Origin of the sequence: Mycolicibacterium sp. lyk4-40-TYG-92 (assembly GCF_030209435.1) — a bacterium.
In the GTDB taxonomy this organism is placed as follows: domain Bacteria; phylum Actinomycetota; class Actinomycetes; order Mycobacteriales; family Mycobacteriaceae; genus Mycobacterium.
Genome location: NZ_JARVRX010000002.1, coordinates 81,220 through 97,147, shown reverse-complemented (window position 1 = coordinate 97,147; position 15,928 = coordinate 81,220). Strand labels below are relative to the sequence as shown.

Below are 15,928 nucleotides of genomic sequence, written 5' to 3'. Positions count from 1 at the left end.
ACGCCGTCGCGATTTAAAGTTTTGCCTGGTCGGCCCATAGCATGGCTGGTGCCATGACCGACACCGCCCCCGCCACCAGTTCCGCCTCCGACACCCGCGCTGCCGGCCGGGTCGCCACCGAAGCCGCCCGTCGCCGGACGTTCGCCGTCATCAGCCACCCTGACGCCGGTAAATCGACGCTGACCGAGGCGCTGGCTCTGCACGCCCGGGTGATCACCGAGGCCGGCGCGATCCACGGCAAGGCGGGCCGCAAGTCGACAGTCTCGGACTGGATGGAGATGGAGAAGGCCCGCGGCATCTCGATCACCTCGACGGCGCTGCAGTTCCCGTACCGCGACTGCGTCATCAACCTGCTCGACACTCCCGGCCACGCCGACTTCTCGGAGGACACCTACCGGGTGCTGACGGCCGTCGACTGCGCCGTGATGCTCATTGACGCCGCGAAAGGCCTTGAACCGCAGACCCTGAAGCTGTTCCAGGTGTGTAAGCACCGCGGCATCCCGATCATCACGGTGATCAACAAGTGGGACCGCCCGGGCCGGCACGCGCTGGAGCTGATGGACGAGATCCACGAGCGCATCGGGCTGCGCACCACTCCCCTGACCTGGCCCGTCGGTATCGCCGGTGATTTCAAGGGCGTGATGGACCGCCGCAAGGGCCACTACATCCGCTTCACCCGCACCGCCGGTGGCGCCACCGCCGCGCCGGAGGAGCACATCCCCGCCTCGGAAGCGCATGCAGCCGCCGAAGGTGACTGGGACACCGCCGTCGAAGAGTCCGAACTGCTGTCGATGGACGGCTCGGACTACGACCGCGAGACGTTCCTGTCCGGCGAATCCTCGCCGGTGCTGTTCACCTCGGCCGCGTTGAACTTCGGTGTCAACCAGCTGCTCGACGTGCTGGTCGACCTCGCGCCCTCCCCCGGCGCGATCGTCGATGTCGCGGGTGAGCCGCGCCCGGTGGATTCGCCGTTCAGCGCATTCGTGTTCAAGGTGCAGGCCGGTATGGACAGCTCGCACCGCGACCGCATCGCCTACGCGCGGGTGTGCTCGGGCACGTTCGAGCGCGGCGACGTGCTGACGCATGCCGGGACCGGCAAGCCGTTCGTGACCAAGTACGCGCAGTCGGTGTTCGGGCAGCAGCGCTCGACGCTGGACGACGCGTGGCCCGGTGACGTCATTGGCCTGGCCAACGCGCAGGCGCTGCGCCCCGGCGACACGCTGTATCGCGATGTGCCCGTGGAGTTTCCGCCGATTCCCAGCTTCTCCCCCGAGTACTTCTCGGTGGTCCGCGGCAAGGATCCGAGCAAGCACAAGCAGTTCCGCAAGGGCATCGAGCAGCTCGATCAAGAAGGCGTGGTTCAGGTGCTGCGCTCGGACAAGCGCGGTGAGCAGGCACCGGTGTTCGCGGCCGTCGGCCCCATGCAGTTCGAGGTCGCCGCGCACCGGATGGCGACCGAGATCGGCGCGGCCATCACGCTGGAGTCGCTGCCGTACCAGGTGGCGCGGGTCGTCTCCGCGGAAGACGTGGAATTCATGAACAAGCAGGTGTCCTGTGAGGTGCTGACCCGCACTGACGGGGTGCACCTGGTGCTGTTCTCGACACCGTGGCGTCTCGAAGGGTTCCAGCGGGACAACCCGTCGATCAAGCTGCGGTCGTTGGTGGCGGCAGCCGACAACTGACGGCAGGTCCTCTCGAAGGTGGGCACACCTGGGCGCTCAGCGCTTACGGTGTAGAGCACCCAAGAGAGAGGACCACGAGTTGGCCACCGCCACTCCAGCGACGCCCGCCACCCCGACGCTTCGCGAACTGACCGTCCGCGGCATCCTGCTCGGCGGTGTCATCACGCTCGTGTTCACCGCCGCCAACGTCTATCTCGGACTCAAGGTCGGCCTGACGTTCGCCACCGCCATCCCGGCTGCCGTCATCTCGATGGCGGTGCTGCGCAGCTTCGCCAACCACTCGATCGTCGAGAACAACATCGTGCAGACGGTCGCGTCGGCGGCGGGCACGCTGTCGGCGATCATCTTCGTGCTGCCCGGGTTGATCATGATCGGTTGGTGGACCGGCTTCCCCTACTGGACCACGGTCGCCGTGTGCGCCGTCGGCGGCACGCTCGGCGTCATGTACTCCATCCCCCTGCGCCGGGCATTGGTCACCGGAACCGACCTCCCCTACCCCGAAGGCGTCGCCGCCGCAGAGGTGCTCAAGGTCGGTGACGGCACCGAAGGCGTCGAGGCCAACCGCACCGGGCTGAAGGTGATCACGTTCGGGTCTGTGGTGTCGGCCGCGTTCGGGTTGCTGGCCAACCTCAAGGTGCTCGCGAATTCGGTTACCGCATATACCCGTATCGGTGCGGGTGGAACGATGTTCAGCGCCGGCCTGTCGATGGCGATGATCGGCGTCGGGCACCTGATCGGCATGACGGTCGGTATCGCGATGCTCGTCGGGCTCGTCATCTCGTTCGGGGTGCTGCTGCCCATCCGCACCAACGGTGCTCTCACCGGCAGTGAGCCCATCGGCGACATCATCGACGGCATCTTCGTGCACGAGGTGCGCTTCGTCGGTGCCGGAGCCATTGCCGTCGCCGCCATCTGGACGCTGCTGAAGATCCTGCGCCCCATCCTCAAGGGCGTCACCGATGCGCTCGTGTCGGCGCGTGACCGGCGGCAGGGCCAGGTCGTCGAACTCACCGAGCGCGATATTCCCTTCCCCATCGTGGTCGGCACCGTCGTGGTGATGCTGCTGCCGATCGCCGTGCTGCTTTGGGATTTCAGCCGCGGCACTGTGCTGCAGGGTCATTCGGCTGGGATCATCGCGGCGAGTCTGGTGTTCATCTTCGTCATCGGCCTGGTCATCGCGTCGGTGTGCGGGTACATGGCCGGGCTTATCGGTTCGTCGAACAGCCCGATCTCCGGCGTCGGCATCCTGACGGTGCTCATCGCCGCGGTGTTGATCAAGGTCGTGTTCGGGTCTGCCTCCGGTGGGCAATCCACCGCACTCGTGGCGTTCACCCTGTTCGCGGCGGCCATCACATTCGGCGTGGCGACCATCTCCAACGACAATCTGCAGGACCTCAAGACCGGTCAGCTCGTCGGAGCGACGCCATGGAAACAGCAGGTGGCGTTGATCATTGGGGTGGCGTTCGGGTCGGCGATCATCCCGCCGGTGCTCAACCTTATGCAGCGCGCCTTCGGGTTCCTCGGCGCTCCCGGTGCCGGCGACCATGCGCTGGCCGCACCGCAGGCCGCGCTGATTTCATCACTGGCCAAAGGAGTGTTCGGCGGCTCGCTGAACTGGGGGCTGATCGGGCTCGGTGCCGTGATCGGCGTGGTGGCGATCGTGGTCGACGAGACCCTCACCCGCACTTCGCGATTCGCGCTGCCGCCGCTGGCCGTCGGCATGGGCATGTACCTGCCGATGAGCCTGACGCTGATCATTCCGTTGGGCGCGCTGCTGGGCTGGTTCTACAACCGCTGGGCTGACCGGACGGGCGGCGATGTCGAACGCAAGAAGCGTCTGGGTGTGTTGTTGGCGACGGGCATGATCGTCGGCGAGAGTCTCTACGGGGTCGTCTTCGCGGGCTTCGTGGCGGGGACTGGTTCCGATGAGCCATTTGCGCTGTTCTCCGGCTTCGGCGGGTCTCTCCCTGAAGTGATCGGTGTCGTGGCCTTCGCGGCCGTGCTGGCGTGGATGTACAAGCGGACGCAGACGATTGCGGGGAGTGAGCCGGTTTTGGTTGAGCGCTGATGCGTCGAGTCTGCGGTCAGCGCGCTGCTGAGCCAGTTTTCGCGATCCTGACGCACGCTCGGTGCGCGGTGCACAGCGAGCTCTCTGACACCCGGACGTACATCACGTGACATCACGGCAAACAAGCTCGCGTGCGTCGTCCACCAACGGCAGCACGGCGGATAGTGACAACCGTGGACGCTGTAATTCACCCGAACACCGCGTCAAGGGTTCCGCCCCCACACCCGGTGTCATCGAATGCCGCTGAACAGCACGGTGCGGTCATCGCAGACCGGCACCCGCGAGAAATGTCATCCACCAACACAATCGACGCCCGCGACGAACTGACCCTCGATGGTCAGGCCGTGCCAGGCGCCTGGGTCACCGTGTCGTTCAACGGCGATCCCGACGACACGGACGTCTTCCAGCTCGTCCTGCCCGCCGACGCCAAGCCGCTGGGCGACACCTGCTCCGTGGAGTGCCCGCTGGGCAAAGCACTCGTCGCCTCGCACGTCGGCGAAACCCGGAGATACGTGACAGAATCCGGGCGGAGCATGGCGATCACGGTCCTGGCCGTCGACAGCGTGAATCCGCAGGAGACGGTCGGGCACTGACCGCTCCCCGACCAATGATGTTCGGGGAGCCCAGGGCACTACTCCGCGGCCCGGCCACCCATCACCGCGTTGATTCGCCCCTGCGGGTACGGCAGTGCGATGTCGTGCTCGTCGTAGGCGCGCAGAATCTCGCGGCGGACCCGGCGCTGCACCGCGGCCTGCGTATTCGGCTTGGTCTTCACCGACATCCGCAGGGTCAGCAGATCCGGCGAGAGTTCCTGCACACCAAGCATTTCCAGGTCTCCGAGCACATTGTCGGAGATCGCCGGATCACTGATGGCGAACTCTGCCGCCTGCAGGGCCACTTCTTCCGCCCGATCGAGGTCCGCGGTCAGCGCGACCGGAACCTCCACTTGCGCAACGGCGTAATCCTGGCTCATATTGCCGACGCGCTTGATCTCACCGTTGCGGACGTACCAGATGGTGCCGTCGCCGCCGCGGAGGGTGGTGATGCGCAGGCCGACGGTCTGTACCTCGCCGGTCACGTCGCCGAGGTCGACGTTGTCGCCGACGCCGTACTGGTCCTCGAGCAGCATGAAGATGCCGCTGACGAAGTCACGGACCAGGTTCTGCGCGCCGAAACCGATCGCCAGGCCGACCACACCGGCCGAGGCGATGAACGGCGCGATATTCACGCCGACGACGCTCAAGATGGCGAGCACCAGCCAGATCAGCAGCAGAATCGACACCGTCGATTTGAGGACTGAGCCGATGGTCTGTGCGCGCTGACGGCGCCGCTCGGCGGCCTTGCGCGCGTTCGACGACGCTGTGCGGTCGCGCAGGTAGCGCAACAGCGGCGGACGGTTGGCTTGCGACTGCTCGTCGACGGCCACGGTCTTGCTGGTCCGCCCCGTCGTCGCGCGGTCGATTACCCGGTGCAACACCAACCGCGCGATCAGTGCGATCACCCCGTAGGCCGCGATCCGGATCGGGACCTCCATCAGCCAGTGTCGGTTCGTTTCCGTCCATTCGAAAGCCAGTTGGTAGACATGCACGGGTTCGACCCTACGAGAGGACGTCGAAGCCCCTGGCCACGGCGATTCGTCGCTGCAGGCTGGACCAGCGGGTTTCGGGCGTCGTGAGATCCAGTCGACGAGCGGGACTGGTCGTTGTGCGGGTCACAGTGGCGTGCGCTCTTCGTAGCCTTCCTGCCAGTAATCCGACAGAAACCTGTCTAAAACCTGTGAGCGCCAACGAAATTGGCGTCAGCGACCCTCTGGCACCCTCGGTAGGCTTCAACCGTCAGCCAGTACGCGTTAGGGGTATCGCATGGCCGGAGGGGGAATTCTGGGGGTCTCCCCGGAAGAGTTGCAGCGGGTGTCAGGGTCGATCGGTTCGCTCGCGGACGAGCTCGCGACGCAGCTGAAGACAATCGACAACGAGGTATCCGGCTTCGTTGGATCGGGCTGGACCGGGCTGTCCAGCGGCGCATTCGCCGAATCGTTCTGGAAATGGCACGAGGGTGCCAAGGACGTTCACACCGGCCTCGCCGAGATGGCGACCCTGCTCGGGACGGCTGCCGGTGCATACGAGAGCCAAGACAGCCACTCGGGAGCAGCGCTCAGCACCCAGATGAGAATCGACGGATAGGGCCGGCGATGTCTGACGAATTCGGAGTTGATACCGACAAGTTGATGGAGATCGTGGAGAAGATGGCCCAGGTAGAGGCCAGGATCGAGGCGATGATCACCGAAGCCGACGCCGAGGTTTCGGGCCTCCACGCCACGTGGGAGGGCATGGCTGCCGCGACGCAGGCCGACGCACATCGCCGCTGGGCTGCGGGTGCGCACGAGATGCGCGAGGCCCTGGTCAAGCTTCGCGAGGCGGCCCACAAGGCGCACGGCAACTACACGGGCGCGGCCAAGAGCAATCAGACGATGTGGTCACGGTGACCCGGCTGACGGTGCGATAGGCGGCGAACCTGTGGCACCGATTGTTGTTGATCCGCGCGCACTCGATGGCGCTGGGCAGTCTGTGGACGCCCAGGCCGAAGCGCTCGGGAGGGCTATCGACGCCTTGCACTCTGCGCTTTCGGGCAGCGGAGGAATGTCGGGAGATGACCCGGCCGGCATCGTCCACGGCCGGGCCTATGACAAGTCGGCCAAGGCGATGCTCGAAGCGATGGTGGACCTGCGAAATGGCATGGCCCGGATCGGCGACGGCATCCGAGCCAGCGCGACGAGCTATTCGCGGGCCGAAGTTGCGTCGAACACTCACGGCACCGGCGGAGCGCCGCTGCCGGCCGCGGCGCCGACGGCGTTCGTCAGCGCACAAGTCCCACCGTCGGCCGAAGGCAGCAACGAGGGCGCGCCGCCGGGCTGGTCACTGGTCGAACCCTTCCTGGGCATGATTTGGCCCGACGGCAGCCCCAGCAAGCTGCGGGCGGCGGCCGGAGCATGGACAGCGGCGGGATCGGCATTCCTCGGTGCCGAGGCACCACTGCTCAATGCGCTGGGCGTGGTTACGGCACAACAGATTCCGGAAGGCGGGCAGGTCGCGCAGGCAGTGGTGGCGGGCAACACCAACGCGACGGCGCTTTTTGGCCAGTGCGTCCAGGTCGCATCGAACCTCAACTCGTACGCGGGGCACATCGATGCCACGCACGCAGCGGTCCTGGACTTGCTGTCGCGAATCGTGAACCCGATGACCGGGATTCGTGAAGTGTGGGACCTGCTCACCGGCGAGGATGAAGACGAGATCAAGAAGATCGCCGATGACATCCGCGTCGTTATCAACAACTTCAAGGCTGAAGTGGACGCCCTGGCCACGTTGCTCGCGCCACTGATCGCGGCCGCCGAAGCGATCGCCTCGGTAATGGCCAACTGGGCCAAGATGGAGCTTCAGCAGTTCGGCGACGCCGCGTACAACGTGCTGGCTGACGTGGTCAACTCGGCGGCGAGTTTCGGCAACGCCGCACTTCACAATCCACTCGACACCTTGGGAATGATCGGCGGCGCGGCGCTCATGGCTGGCGGGGCTGGGTTGGAGGTGCCCGGCATCATCCTGGATGCAACTGTCGTCGGCGCTGCAGTCGGAGTCCCGGTGAACCTGGCCGGCGCGGGCATGATCGCCGCGGGCGGCACGATGGCTGGCGCCGGTGCGATCGACTTGTCGCACGAGGCGGCGCTGAATCCGGTGATCGTCATGCATGCGCACACCGGGCGCCCCGGTGAAGGCATCGACCGCGGCGACGGCCGGGACCGGTATGGGCACATCACCGGACGCCCCGGCGGCAGATACGCCGGACAACGCGAAGCCGAAGGCCTCAAGCAGTACGAGAAGCGGAACCCCGGTCGATGGGTGACCAACGAACAACGGAAAGCAACCGTAGACGGCGGCCCGCAAGGTGGTCGCTTTTACGATGGGCTGGCTCGCCAACCCGATGGGACGTATGAAGGTATCGAGGTCAAGTCGGGCACCGCTGGCCGGGACGCACGTCAGCTGGAGTTCGATACCAAGGTGTCACCTGAAAACCCTGCGTATGTCACTATCACCAATGAACAAGGAGTCGTCGAAACCGTGAAAGTAACCCACGTCGAGGTCATCAAGGTGCCCGGAGAATGAGGCTCGAGAAAGCCACGCACATCCTCGCTTCCGACGGAGCAACGATGCGGATGAGCATCTGGACCGAAGAGATTCCCGCTCAGATCGCTGCGGGAATCAACAGTCTCGGCGACGGGGAAGATACCTTCTTCTCAATCTATCCAGTAGGCCCCGACGTGCCGTACGACGAGTTCCCCTACCCCGATGAGTGGATTCAAACCACCGGCGTGGCTCCCGACCGCCTCACCGTCGAGATCAAACAAGCCGATGCAAAAGGAGTACACCGGCTGTACACCGTCGGTCGGCCAGAGAGCGCCGGCGAACTGGGCGAGACTGAGCCAATCCAGAACGGCGACAACACCTACATGGTGCGCCCCTCTGAGGTCCTCACAGCCGCCGACGCCATCGAGCTGTTCCAGCATTACTACGAAACCCACGCTGTCCCCGCGGGCTGGAGTCTGCGCGAGCAGCCAGAGTTTTCTGACAACGCTGTGGCGGAACAATACGGCGAAGGGGCCGGAGCTGACGTCGAGAAGCCCTCGGCCGGTCGGGCGCCCGTAGTCAAAAGCGAGGCCACACAGGCAAAGGGCGATGCCCCAGCGAAGTCGGTGAAGGGCAAACCGAAAGAGTAGCCAGAGCAGTTCGCGACCTGAGCTCTCGGACGTCGTCGCAATTACGGAGAGATTCGCGGAGGTGCCCGGAGAATGCGACTCGATAGGCCGACCCACGTCATAGCGACAAATCGCTCGTCTGGGTGGATGAGCGAGTTTCCTGAAGAGGTTCCCGCCCAGATCAGCGCGATCATCAACCGCCTCGGTGACCGCCGGTACACGCACCTGTCGATCTATCCGCTGCCCGCCGATACGGCTTACGACGAGACGATCCACCCGACGGTGTGGATGCAGGCCACTGGCGTCGCGCCCGATCGGCTGACCGTCGAGATCAAACAAGCCGACGCCGAAGGCGTCCACCGCCTGTACACGATCGGCCGACCCGACGGCACAGGTGAAGCGGCCGAGACCGCGCCAATTCAGAACGGCGACAACACATATCTCGTGCGACCCTCCGAAGTGCTCACAGCCACCGACGCCATCGCACTGTTCCAGCACTACTACGACACCCACACAGTCCTAGCATGCTGGAGTCTGCGCGAACAGCCTGAGTTCTCCGACACGGCAGTTGCTGAAGCTCTCGCTGAAGAGGCCTTAAGGCCGCCAGAGTGCGCGGCTAGATCGAAGGATGACGTGAGGTTCAGCGACGTGTTCGTCTCGAGAGAAGATCGCTACTCGATCGGTACCGAGCTCGACTCGGGGAGATGGTACGTCTCGATCCCCGTCAGCAACGGAATGGTCGGTTACGAAGAGTACTACGCGATTTCACCCGGTCAGTCCGACCTTTTTCTGACTGACAGGACTGCCGCAATCGAGTTTGTCGAGGCCTGTCGGCGTCGGCTGCATGACGATCTCTTGATCCAGAAACCCGGCGTCGACAGGGGCACGGCGGTGTGACGCTAACCGGCCACTCGGGCCTCGGCAATCGCTATAGACAGGTCTCTACGAAGGAGCGGGTACTGATGGATCAGATCCCGGTGACCTGCGCGATCGCCGAGTACCGGGGACAACGATTCGAGATTTCGTTCAGCACCAACGAGTGGGTGGCGTTGCAGGTTGGTCCCGATATCGACATTCCAGACGCATTCGCTCGTGGCGAGTCATGCAGTGAGCCAGGGTGTTACGAGCCGTGGGCGAAGGTGCCGCGATCCACGATCGAAAGCGTGAGTCGCGTCAGTGTCAGTGGATTGCTTGGCGGACATACTGTTTCCTTGATAGGGCGGCTGAGGGACGGCCGGATCAGAGTCTCGTTCATCGGTGCTCCCGTTGTGGCGAAAGAACTTGGACTACACGGCGATCAATACATGGGGTGGCTCGGGCTCGTCGAACCTGGCGAGTTGACCGACATCCAGGTGAATGAGACACGTTGGGCCTGAGCAGTAGGAACATCCAGGTTGTCGCAGCTAATCGGCCGCCGCGCCGTCCCGTCCAGCCGAGTCCCATCTGGCGGCGATGGCATGCATATTCGGGTGGACGCTGCCGTAGCTCACCAGCCGGACGTCGAGTCCAGCTTGTTCGACGATCCTCAACGCCCTGAGAATGGCGGCGTCGATCCACTCGTCGGCATTGCCGAACACTCCCCCGCCTAGCCTAGTCAACAGCACAATGTTCGAGCCGCCCGCAATGGCCGCATCGACTGCCGCCAATAGGGTTGCCTCATATGCGGATTCGAGAACCAGGCGAGCGAAATGCTCCCAGTGCCATTGCGGCACATTTGAATAAGCAACAGGTAGTGCCGAGCAGTATGCCTGCGAGACCGTCTGCCCCTGAACTCCCTGCGTTTCCGTCACCTCAACGTCGAGGTGCAGCCCGATAGTCAGCTCCCTCGCCAGAGCATCGCGGACCTCCGGGCTCGCTGCGGCAAGGAAGTCGTTGATCGCCGTCAACCCGTCAGCTGCGCAGAGCGCGTAGCCGTTTTCCATGTGCCACAACGACGAAACAGGTAAGCCAAGGTGCGCGGACAGCGCACGCCCGATGCGCTCCAGCATGTTCAACTGGCGGTCAGCAGTCTGGCCCGACTGCCCGTCCACCGACGCGAAGTAGTTCCGGTAGATGGTCCCCGCACCTGCCGCGATCGCACATGCGGGCCCCTGGGTGTGGTCGTTGGCGTAGCGGGTCACCCCGTCTTCCGGCGTGACGCTGTAGTGCGCCATCTCCAGCAAGTTGAACTGCGACGCCACCTGGAACAGCGCACCGGCAAATTCAGGTTCGCCGTGCATCGCCCCGACATCACCCACGGTGCACGCGACGGTCGTTCGATAGTGATCCGGAACGGACACCGTCGCTCGCAACTCCGCCAGACTCGGCGTTCGCAGCGTCCCGATGCCGTACCTCGCGCCATTCGCCGAGGAGACGAGTTCATGTCCCTCAACACTCAGACGAGAGCGCGTGCTGTCGTAGTCAGCCTCAACGAAACCGACAAGACGCTCGAACCAATTGGTGGACGGCATGGGGCCATCGTGGCACAACCGTGGGATAGGCCTGCGGCACGCACTTCGACATGGCTCGTTCAACACACAACTCACCGACGAGCGCCGGCCCCGGCGACCAGCACCCGTCGCAGCGCCACTCACGCGATTATTCCCCGATCGCATGTCATAAACCCCACACCTGACTAACGGTCACATCAATCAGCGTTGGTGGTTCTATCTCAGTAACGAGATCGTTAGCCAGAGTGAAAGGGATTCGACATGACCGATGTAGCAGACAAGGTGGTTCTGGTGACGGGTGGTCGACGGGGACTGGGCGCAGCCCTGGTCGACGAGGTGCTGGCGCGAGGCGCCCGCAAGGTCTACTCGACCGCACGCACAGCCTTCGCCGACGAGCGCCCCGAGGTGGTCACGTACGGTCTTGAGGTCGGTTCGGCGGATTCGGTTGCAGCACTGGCGGATATCGCCGGTGACGTCGACATTGTGATCAACAATGCGGGTGTCTCCCATCTGGATGATCTGCTGACCGGCAGCTGGGATGACATCACCGACACCTTCGACACCAATGTGTTTGGGCCGCTGCGGGTGACGCGTGCCTTCGCGCCGATCCTCGCCGCCAACGGCGGAGGCGCCCTGGTCAATGTGCACTCGGTGTTGTCGTGGCTCGGCGGCGCTGGCGCCTACGGGGCCTCGAAGGCGGCGATCTGGTCGATCACCAACTCGCTGCGCCAGGAACTGCAGCCACAGCACACCCAGGTGGTCGGAGTGCATGTCGGGTACATCGACACCGATATGACCGAGGGCATCAACGCACCCAAGCTCGCTCCGGCGGAGGTCGCCCGACGCATCATCGACGGACTCGAGGCCGGCGCTTCCGAGGTATTGGTCGACGAACTGTCGACTCAGGTCAAGGCCGCGCTGTCCGGACCCGTCGAGAACCTGGCCTTCACCCGGTCGTAGCGAAAGGCCTTGCTATGTCGACGTTTCTCATCACCGGCGCGACTGGAACCACCGGCGTGCCAACCGTTCACAATCTGCTAGACGCCGGGCACCGGGTTCGGGCCTTCGTCCACGGCGCGGACAAGCGTTCCGACGCTCTCGCTGCGGCCGGCGCCGAGGTAGTGGTCGGCGATCTGTTGGACTTCCGTGCCGTCAGTTCAGCGATGGCAGGTGTCGACGCGGCGTACTTCTGCTACCCCATCGCACCGGGTGGATTGTTGACTGCCACGGCGATCTTCGCCCAAGCCGCCAGCGAGGCCGGAGTGAAGGCAGTCGTCAGCATGTCCCAGATTTCAGCGCGCCGTGACGCAAAAAGCAATTCCGCACAGCAGCATTGGCTGGCTGAAAGACTGTTGGACCGGCACGCCTTCATCACGACACACCTGCGTCCGACGTTCTTCGCCGAGTGGTTCACCTGGCAGTGGAAGCGCGACGGCGACGCCGGGGTCCTGCAGCTGCCGTTCGGCAACGGCCGCCACGCCCCGATCGCCGCACGTGACCAAGCCGACGTGATCGCGGCAATCCTGCAGAACCCCGCTCCGCATGACCGCCAGATCTATCCGCTGGTAGGAGCCGCGGAGCTTGACCACTACGCGATCGCATCGCAAATTGGCGAGACGTTGGGCATCCCGGTGCACTACCAGCCGATCGAAATCCCTGACTTCGCAGCCGCTCTGATCACCCAGGGCCGGACGGACTTTTTTGTGCAGCACATCAGCAATGTCGCGCAGGACTACCGCGACGGGGTGTTCGCCGGCGAGAACAACCTGGTCGAGGTCATTACCGGACACAAGGCGATGACCGTGCCGGAGTTTGTTGAAGCCAATCGCACGAAGTTCGACCAGGATGGGCCGTTGGCATTACGGACAGAGTTGGTGCGTTGATGGTCCGGCCCGTGCTCGTTGGCCACCAACACTGCTGACCTCATTGCGGTTTCAACACAACCGCCTCAGGCAGAAGTGCTTTCGAAGTAGCGCACGATCGGACTATCCGGATCGCCCCGGGGTCAAAGCCATCTCACGCGCTCACACCTAAAGATCCACGCCAGATCGGCGCTGGATCAGGTGATTTTGCCGAGTACTTGGACGTAGTTGTCCAGCTGCACAGTCGATTCCCCCAACCACCGGTAGGCCGTCAGTGACCCGCCCTTGACGGCACTGAAGTCCACACAAGCGGTTCGTTCGGTCCAGTCGAGGCCGTGTTCGGGCGTTCCGGTCCGCCAGTAGTGGCCGTAGACCACCGGGACATCGCCCGAGTACACATGGTCATCGTTCCCGACGGTGACCGAAGGAAGTTCCGGGTACGGCGCCCCGTCCGGCGTGGTGAAAGTGCTTGTCATTTCTGCCAGTTCACGCAATGTCGAGCCGGTGGACCACCACCGCAGTCGCGAGCTGCTGCGCTGGTGCCCATCCTTGTCCAGATAGGGCAGCTGCCCGTGGTCGGTCAGGCTCAACTCGGGTCCTTTGACGAGCGTCTCGATGGCGTCATAGAGCGGATGGCCTTCGGTCGACGCTGCAGCGAACTGCGCATCAGTACCGATCAGGTTCGAACCAACTTCCAGCTCAACGACTTTCATCGACGGCTCGTGCCAGCAGGCGTGGATGACCCGCAGGCCTCCCAGGTCGAGCCACAGTGGGATGGTGCGGAACCAGTCGAGGTAGTACTGCTGCTGGTCGGCATTCAGTTGTTCGAGGAAGGCCTGGTGCTGTCGAGCGTTCTTGTCCGAGTGTCGGCGCAGGTACTCACCGTCAGCGCCGCGAATGCTGTAACAGACGGCGTTGAACTCGTGGTTGCCCATAACGATCTGCGCACTGCCGGCGTCGACCATGGCCTTCACAAGCTCCAGCGCGCGCAGCTGCTGCGGGCCGCGGTCGATCAGATCGCCGACGAACACGGCCTGTCGGCTCGGGTGCCGGTACGCGCCGTCAGCGTGCTGGTACCCCATCGCCTCCAGCAGGGATTCCAGCGGGTTGGCGCAGCCGTGGATGTCGCCGATGACGTCGTAGCCGGTCACCGACTGATCATCGCACCGCACCCACATGGCAGATCCCGCACGGCGGAATCGGCTGGCGTAGGTTTTCTATCGCCCACTGTACGAGGTCAGCTAGGTAGTCCGCGCATACCTTCACGTACGGTCCGGTCCACACACCATTGCGTGGGTTCTGGCCATTAATCGTCCGGCAACAGGCCTGATGAATTCGTGCTGCAGCCAAACTGTGGCTGCGCGCGATGTTGATGACGTAGCCATAGGGATGCGCAGCCAGCCAGCTTAGGTAACCTGCGTCGTCGTCACGGAACTCATATGGGCCGGCGTCGTGTCCGTCGATCTTGTCTTCCCGCAGCGATTTTCGATCGATCTGCATGCCAGCCGACCTAGCCGCGTCGGGTGTCGGGTTCTGAGCGACTAGTGGATCGCCCGCCTGACCGAGAATGACGGCAGGCCGAGTCCACGGGCTCGAAATACGCTCGGTCTCGTTCGTGGTATTCCGGGGCTCTGTACAAGTTTCCCGCGCCTGTGTCGCGGCGATGCCGACGGCGACGCTATTGCGCATGGTGGAATCAAAAGTGACGTGCATGCCCAGCTCAGTGATGCGGCCGTCGCGTGGATGCCAGGCACGATCTGGGTTGGTGCGTCCAAGGAGCGGATCAAGTGCGTCGATGGTCTGCTTCCACAGGTTCAGCCAGTTCCTGCGCGGTCTGACAACGAATGAAAGTTCGAGTTTGACGGGTCCCGCTGGCAGTTCCGCTTCTCCAGCCACAGCGGCGCAAATTTGCTCTTTGAAGGCAGTCGTCGATGCCGAGACTGTCGGTGTCGCAAGCAGGAAGGTTGTTGGGGGTGAAGCAGCTTCCGTTGCGGGTTCGATGCGCACGAGCGACTGTCCGTCGTGCCGCTTCGTACACCACACGGACACCAAGCCAGGGTCCCTTAACCGATAAGCGAGCGGGTAAGCGAAGTTGTCGAGATCAGCTGCATCGAGCAGATTGCGCGTGCTCGGGAGCCCTACGTCGAGCCGAAGTGCCCACGGACCCTCTACTCGAGAATCTGCAAGCAGCACTTCGGTGTCATCCAAATACTCCCGCAACCGAATTTGGTCAGGATCATCGGCCTTGTTCCAGGACGCCAGCCGAGGCGCGAACCTTAGCTGGAGGGCGGAGGTCTCAGGACGGGCATACCAGCGCATCGCCCTAACGTAACTCGGACTACCGACAAGTCTTCCAAAAACAGTGCTGTTCATTGGCGGGGAATTGAGATCAGCATCGATGGCACACCAAAGCGACTGGAACTCGTCAACCTGACGGGGAGACCGCTAACGGTTGACTTGTCGGTCACTGGCGATATGTTGCCCAGTTCTCACTCAACGCGCTTTTGACGCGCCTCACGACTGGATAAACAATGAAGGCAGCACATTTCGGAGACGAATCACGCTCGTCGCGCTTGCAAACAGCGATGGCACACTCACTGATCTATGTGCTCGCAGCGGCAGCTCTCGTACGAGCACTGTCGTGGTTCGGCATGCTGACTGTCGTCAACGCTTTCGTAGCGGCAGTGTTGCTGACGTGCTGGCTCGTCTCCGGCATTCACCGCCGCAAAGACCATCTGTGCTTTCGCTGCATGAACGAGGTCCCGGCCGATGCACCAACGCGAGCCGAACGCCGAAAGCGTTCGCTACGGTTCGCCCACTTCACTAGTTCATTGCGTGGACTGCCGGTAACGATCATGATCGTCGGCGGTCCGGTGGCGCTTGGCCTGGCGGTGTACGGCACGACACCGACCGTCTACCTAATCCCAGGAGACCTATGGATGTTCGCCGTGATTTACACCGAATGGCTGCACCACCGACTACGTCCATGGTGCCCCTACTGCCGGCCGTGGGACGAAGGCGGCGATGCGGAGCCGGCACCTGACCCAACGCTGTTCGGCACGAAGACGAGAAGCTGACAGCCGATCAGCTTTGACCACATTCACCTTGTTGCCAGCGTGACACCCAGGTCGCGGAGGCGG

At 63.7% G+C, this 15,928-nt stretch carries 16 protein-coding genes; 12 read left to right on the top strand and 4 right to left on the bottom strand.

Going from position 1 to position 15,928, the window contains the following annotated elements; translation table 11 throughout:
- Nucleotides 1–53: 53 nt before the first annotated feature.
- From QRN63_RS05215 to QRN63_RS05205, 3 genes are all read left to right on the top strand, one after another.
- A complete protein-coding gene (locus tag QRN63_RS05215) occupies nucleotides 54–1,682 on the top strand; it encodes a peptide chain release factor 3 (RefSeq protein WP_285029802.1) in 1,629 nt (542 codons plus the stop codon).
- Between the two features lie 79 nt (nucleotides 1,683–1,761).
- Nucleotides 1,762–3,750 carry an OPT family oligopeptide transporter gene (locus QRN63_RS05210; RefSeq protein ID WP_285029801.1) on the top strand — a complete coding sequence of 663 codons (1,989 nt, stop codon included), beginning with the start codon at nucleotides 1,762–1,764 and terminating at the stop codon, nucleotides 3,748–3,750.
- Between the two features lie 287 nt (nucleotides 3,751–4,037).
- Complete coding sequence (locus tag QRN63_RS05205; RefSeq protein ID WP_285029800.1) at nucleotides 4,038–4,343, top strand: GreA/GreB family elongation factor; 306 nt, start codon at nucleotides 4,038–4,040, stop codon at nucleotides 4,341–4,343.
- Nucleotides 4,344–4,381: 38 nt separating this feature from the next.
- On the opposite strand, the gene QRN63_RS05200 is transcribed toward QRN63_RS05205, so the two are convergent.
- On the bottom strand, nucleotides 4,382–5,338 hold the full coding sequence (locus QRN63_RS05200) for a mechanosensitive ion channel family protein (protein WP_285029799.1): 957 nt from the start codon (nucleotides 5,336–5,338) through the stop codon (nucleotides 4,382–4,384).
- Between the two features lie 274 nt (nucleotides 5,339–5,612).
- Here QRN63_RS05200 and QRN63_RS05195 point away from each other — a divergent pair, with 274 nt between their 5' ends.
- The 6 genes from QRN63_RS05195 to QRN63_RS05170 all read left to right on the top strand — a co-directional run bounded on the left by QRN63_RS05195 (nucleotide 5,613) and on the right by QRN63_RS05170 (nucleotide 9,873).
- On the top strand, nucleotides 5,613–5,933 hold the full coding sequence (locus QRN63_RS05195) for a WXG100 family type VII secretion target (protein WP_267319427.1): 321 nt from the start codon (nucleotides 5,613–5,615) through the stop codon (nucleotides 5,931–5,933).
- An 8-nt stretch (nucleotides 5,934–5,941) separates the two neighbouring features.
- A complete protein-coding gene (locus QRN63_RS05190; RefSeq protein ID WP_285029798.1) occupies nucleotides 5,942–6,235 on the top strand; it encodes a WXG100 family type VII secretion target in 294 nt (97 codons plus the stop codon).
- Between the two features lie 31 nt (nucleotides 6,236–6,266).
- Nucleotides 6,267–7,907, top strand: coding sequence for a WXG100 family type VII secretion target (locus tag QRN63_RS05185; protein WP_285029796.1), 1,641 nt, complete (start codon nucleotides 6,267–6,269; stop codon nucleotides 7,905–7,907).
- Nucleotides 7,904–8,518, top strand: coding sequence for a hypothetical protein (locus QRN63_RS05180; RefSeq protein WP_285029795.1), 615 nt, complete (start codon nucleotides 7,904–7,906; stop codon nucleotides 8,516–8,518). Before QRN63_RS05185 ends, QRN63_RS05180 begins: the two co-directional genes overlap by 4 nt.
- 612 nt (nucleotides 8,519–9,130) lie before the next feature.
- Complete coding sequence (locus QRN63_RS05175) at nucleotides 9,131–9,394, top strand: hypothetical protein (RefSeq protein WP_267319485.1); 264 nt, start codon at nucleotides 9,131–9,133, stop codon at nucleotides 9,392–9,394.
- A 65-nt stretch (nucleotides 9,395–9,459) separates the two neighbouring features.
- Entirely contained in the window at nucleotides 9,460–9,873 is a 414-nt protein-coding gene (locus tag QRN63_RS05170) for a hypothetical protein (protein WP_267319431.1), read from the top strand.
- 27 nt (nucleotides 9,874–9,900) lie between these two features.
- Here QRN63_RS05170 and QRN63_RS05165 read toward each other — a convergent pair whose 3' ends face one another.
- Nucleotides 9,901–10,947: a hypothetical protein gene (locus tag QRN63_RS05165; protein ID WP_285029794.1), complete on the bottom strand. Its 1,047-nt coding sequence runs from the start codon at nucleotides 10,945–10,947 to the stop codon at nucleotides 9,901–9,903.
- A gap of 240 nt (nucleotides 10,948–11,187) precedes the next feature.
- Here QRN63_RS05165 and QRN63_RS05160 point away from each other — a divergent pair, with 240 nt between their 5' ends.
- Both QRN63_RS05160 and QRN63_RS05155 read left to right on the top strand, forming a co-directional pair.
- Complete coding sequence (locus tag QRN63_RS05160; RefSeq protein ID WP_267319433.1) at nucleotides 11,188–11,886, top strand: SDR family oxidoreductase; 699 nt, start codon at nucleotides 11,188–11,190, stop codon at nucleotides 11,884–11,886.
- Nucleotides 11,887–11,900: 14 nt separating this feature from the next.
- On the top strand, nucleotides 11,901–12,809 hold the full coding sequence (locus QRN63_RS05155) for an NAD(P)H-binding protein (RefSeq protein WP_285029793.1): 909 nt from the start codon (nucleotides 11,901–11,903) through the stop codon (nucleotides 12,807–12,809).
- A gap of 176 nt (nucleotides 12,810–12,985) precedes the next feature.
- On the opposite strand, the gene QRN63_RS05150 is transcribed toward QRN63_RS05155, so the two are convergent.
- Together QRN63_RS05150 and QRN63_RS05145 are read right to left on the bottom strand one after the other, a co-directional pair.
- Nucleotides 12,986–13,966 (bottom strand): metallophosphoesterase, encoded by a 981-nt coding sequence (locus tag QRN63_RS05150; RefSeq protein ID WP_285029792.1) that lies wholly within the window; start codon nucleotides 13,964–13,966, stop codon nucleotides 12,986–12,988.
- A complete protein-coding gene (locus QRN63_RS05145; RefSeq protein ID WP_285029791.1) occupies nucleotides 13,947–15,107 on the bottom strand; it encodes a hypothetical protein in 1,161 nt (386 codons plus the stop codon). Before QRN63_RS05145 ends, QRN63_RS05150 begins: the two co-directional genes overlap by 20 nt.
- A gap of 212 nt (nucleotides 15,108–15,319) precedes the next feature.
- Here QRN63_RS05145 and QRN63_RS05140 point away from each other — a divergent pair, with 212 nt between their 5' ends.
- Complete coding sequence (locus tag QRN63_RS05140; RefSeq protein WP_285029790.1) at nucleotides 15,320–15,865, top strand: hypothetical protein; 546 nt, start codon at nucleotides 15,320–15,322, stop codon at nucleotides 15,863–15,865.
- Nucleotides 15,866–15,928 lie beyond the last annotated feature (63 nt).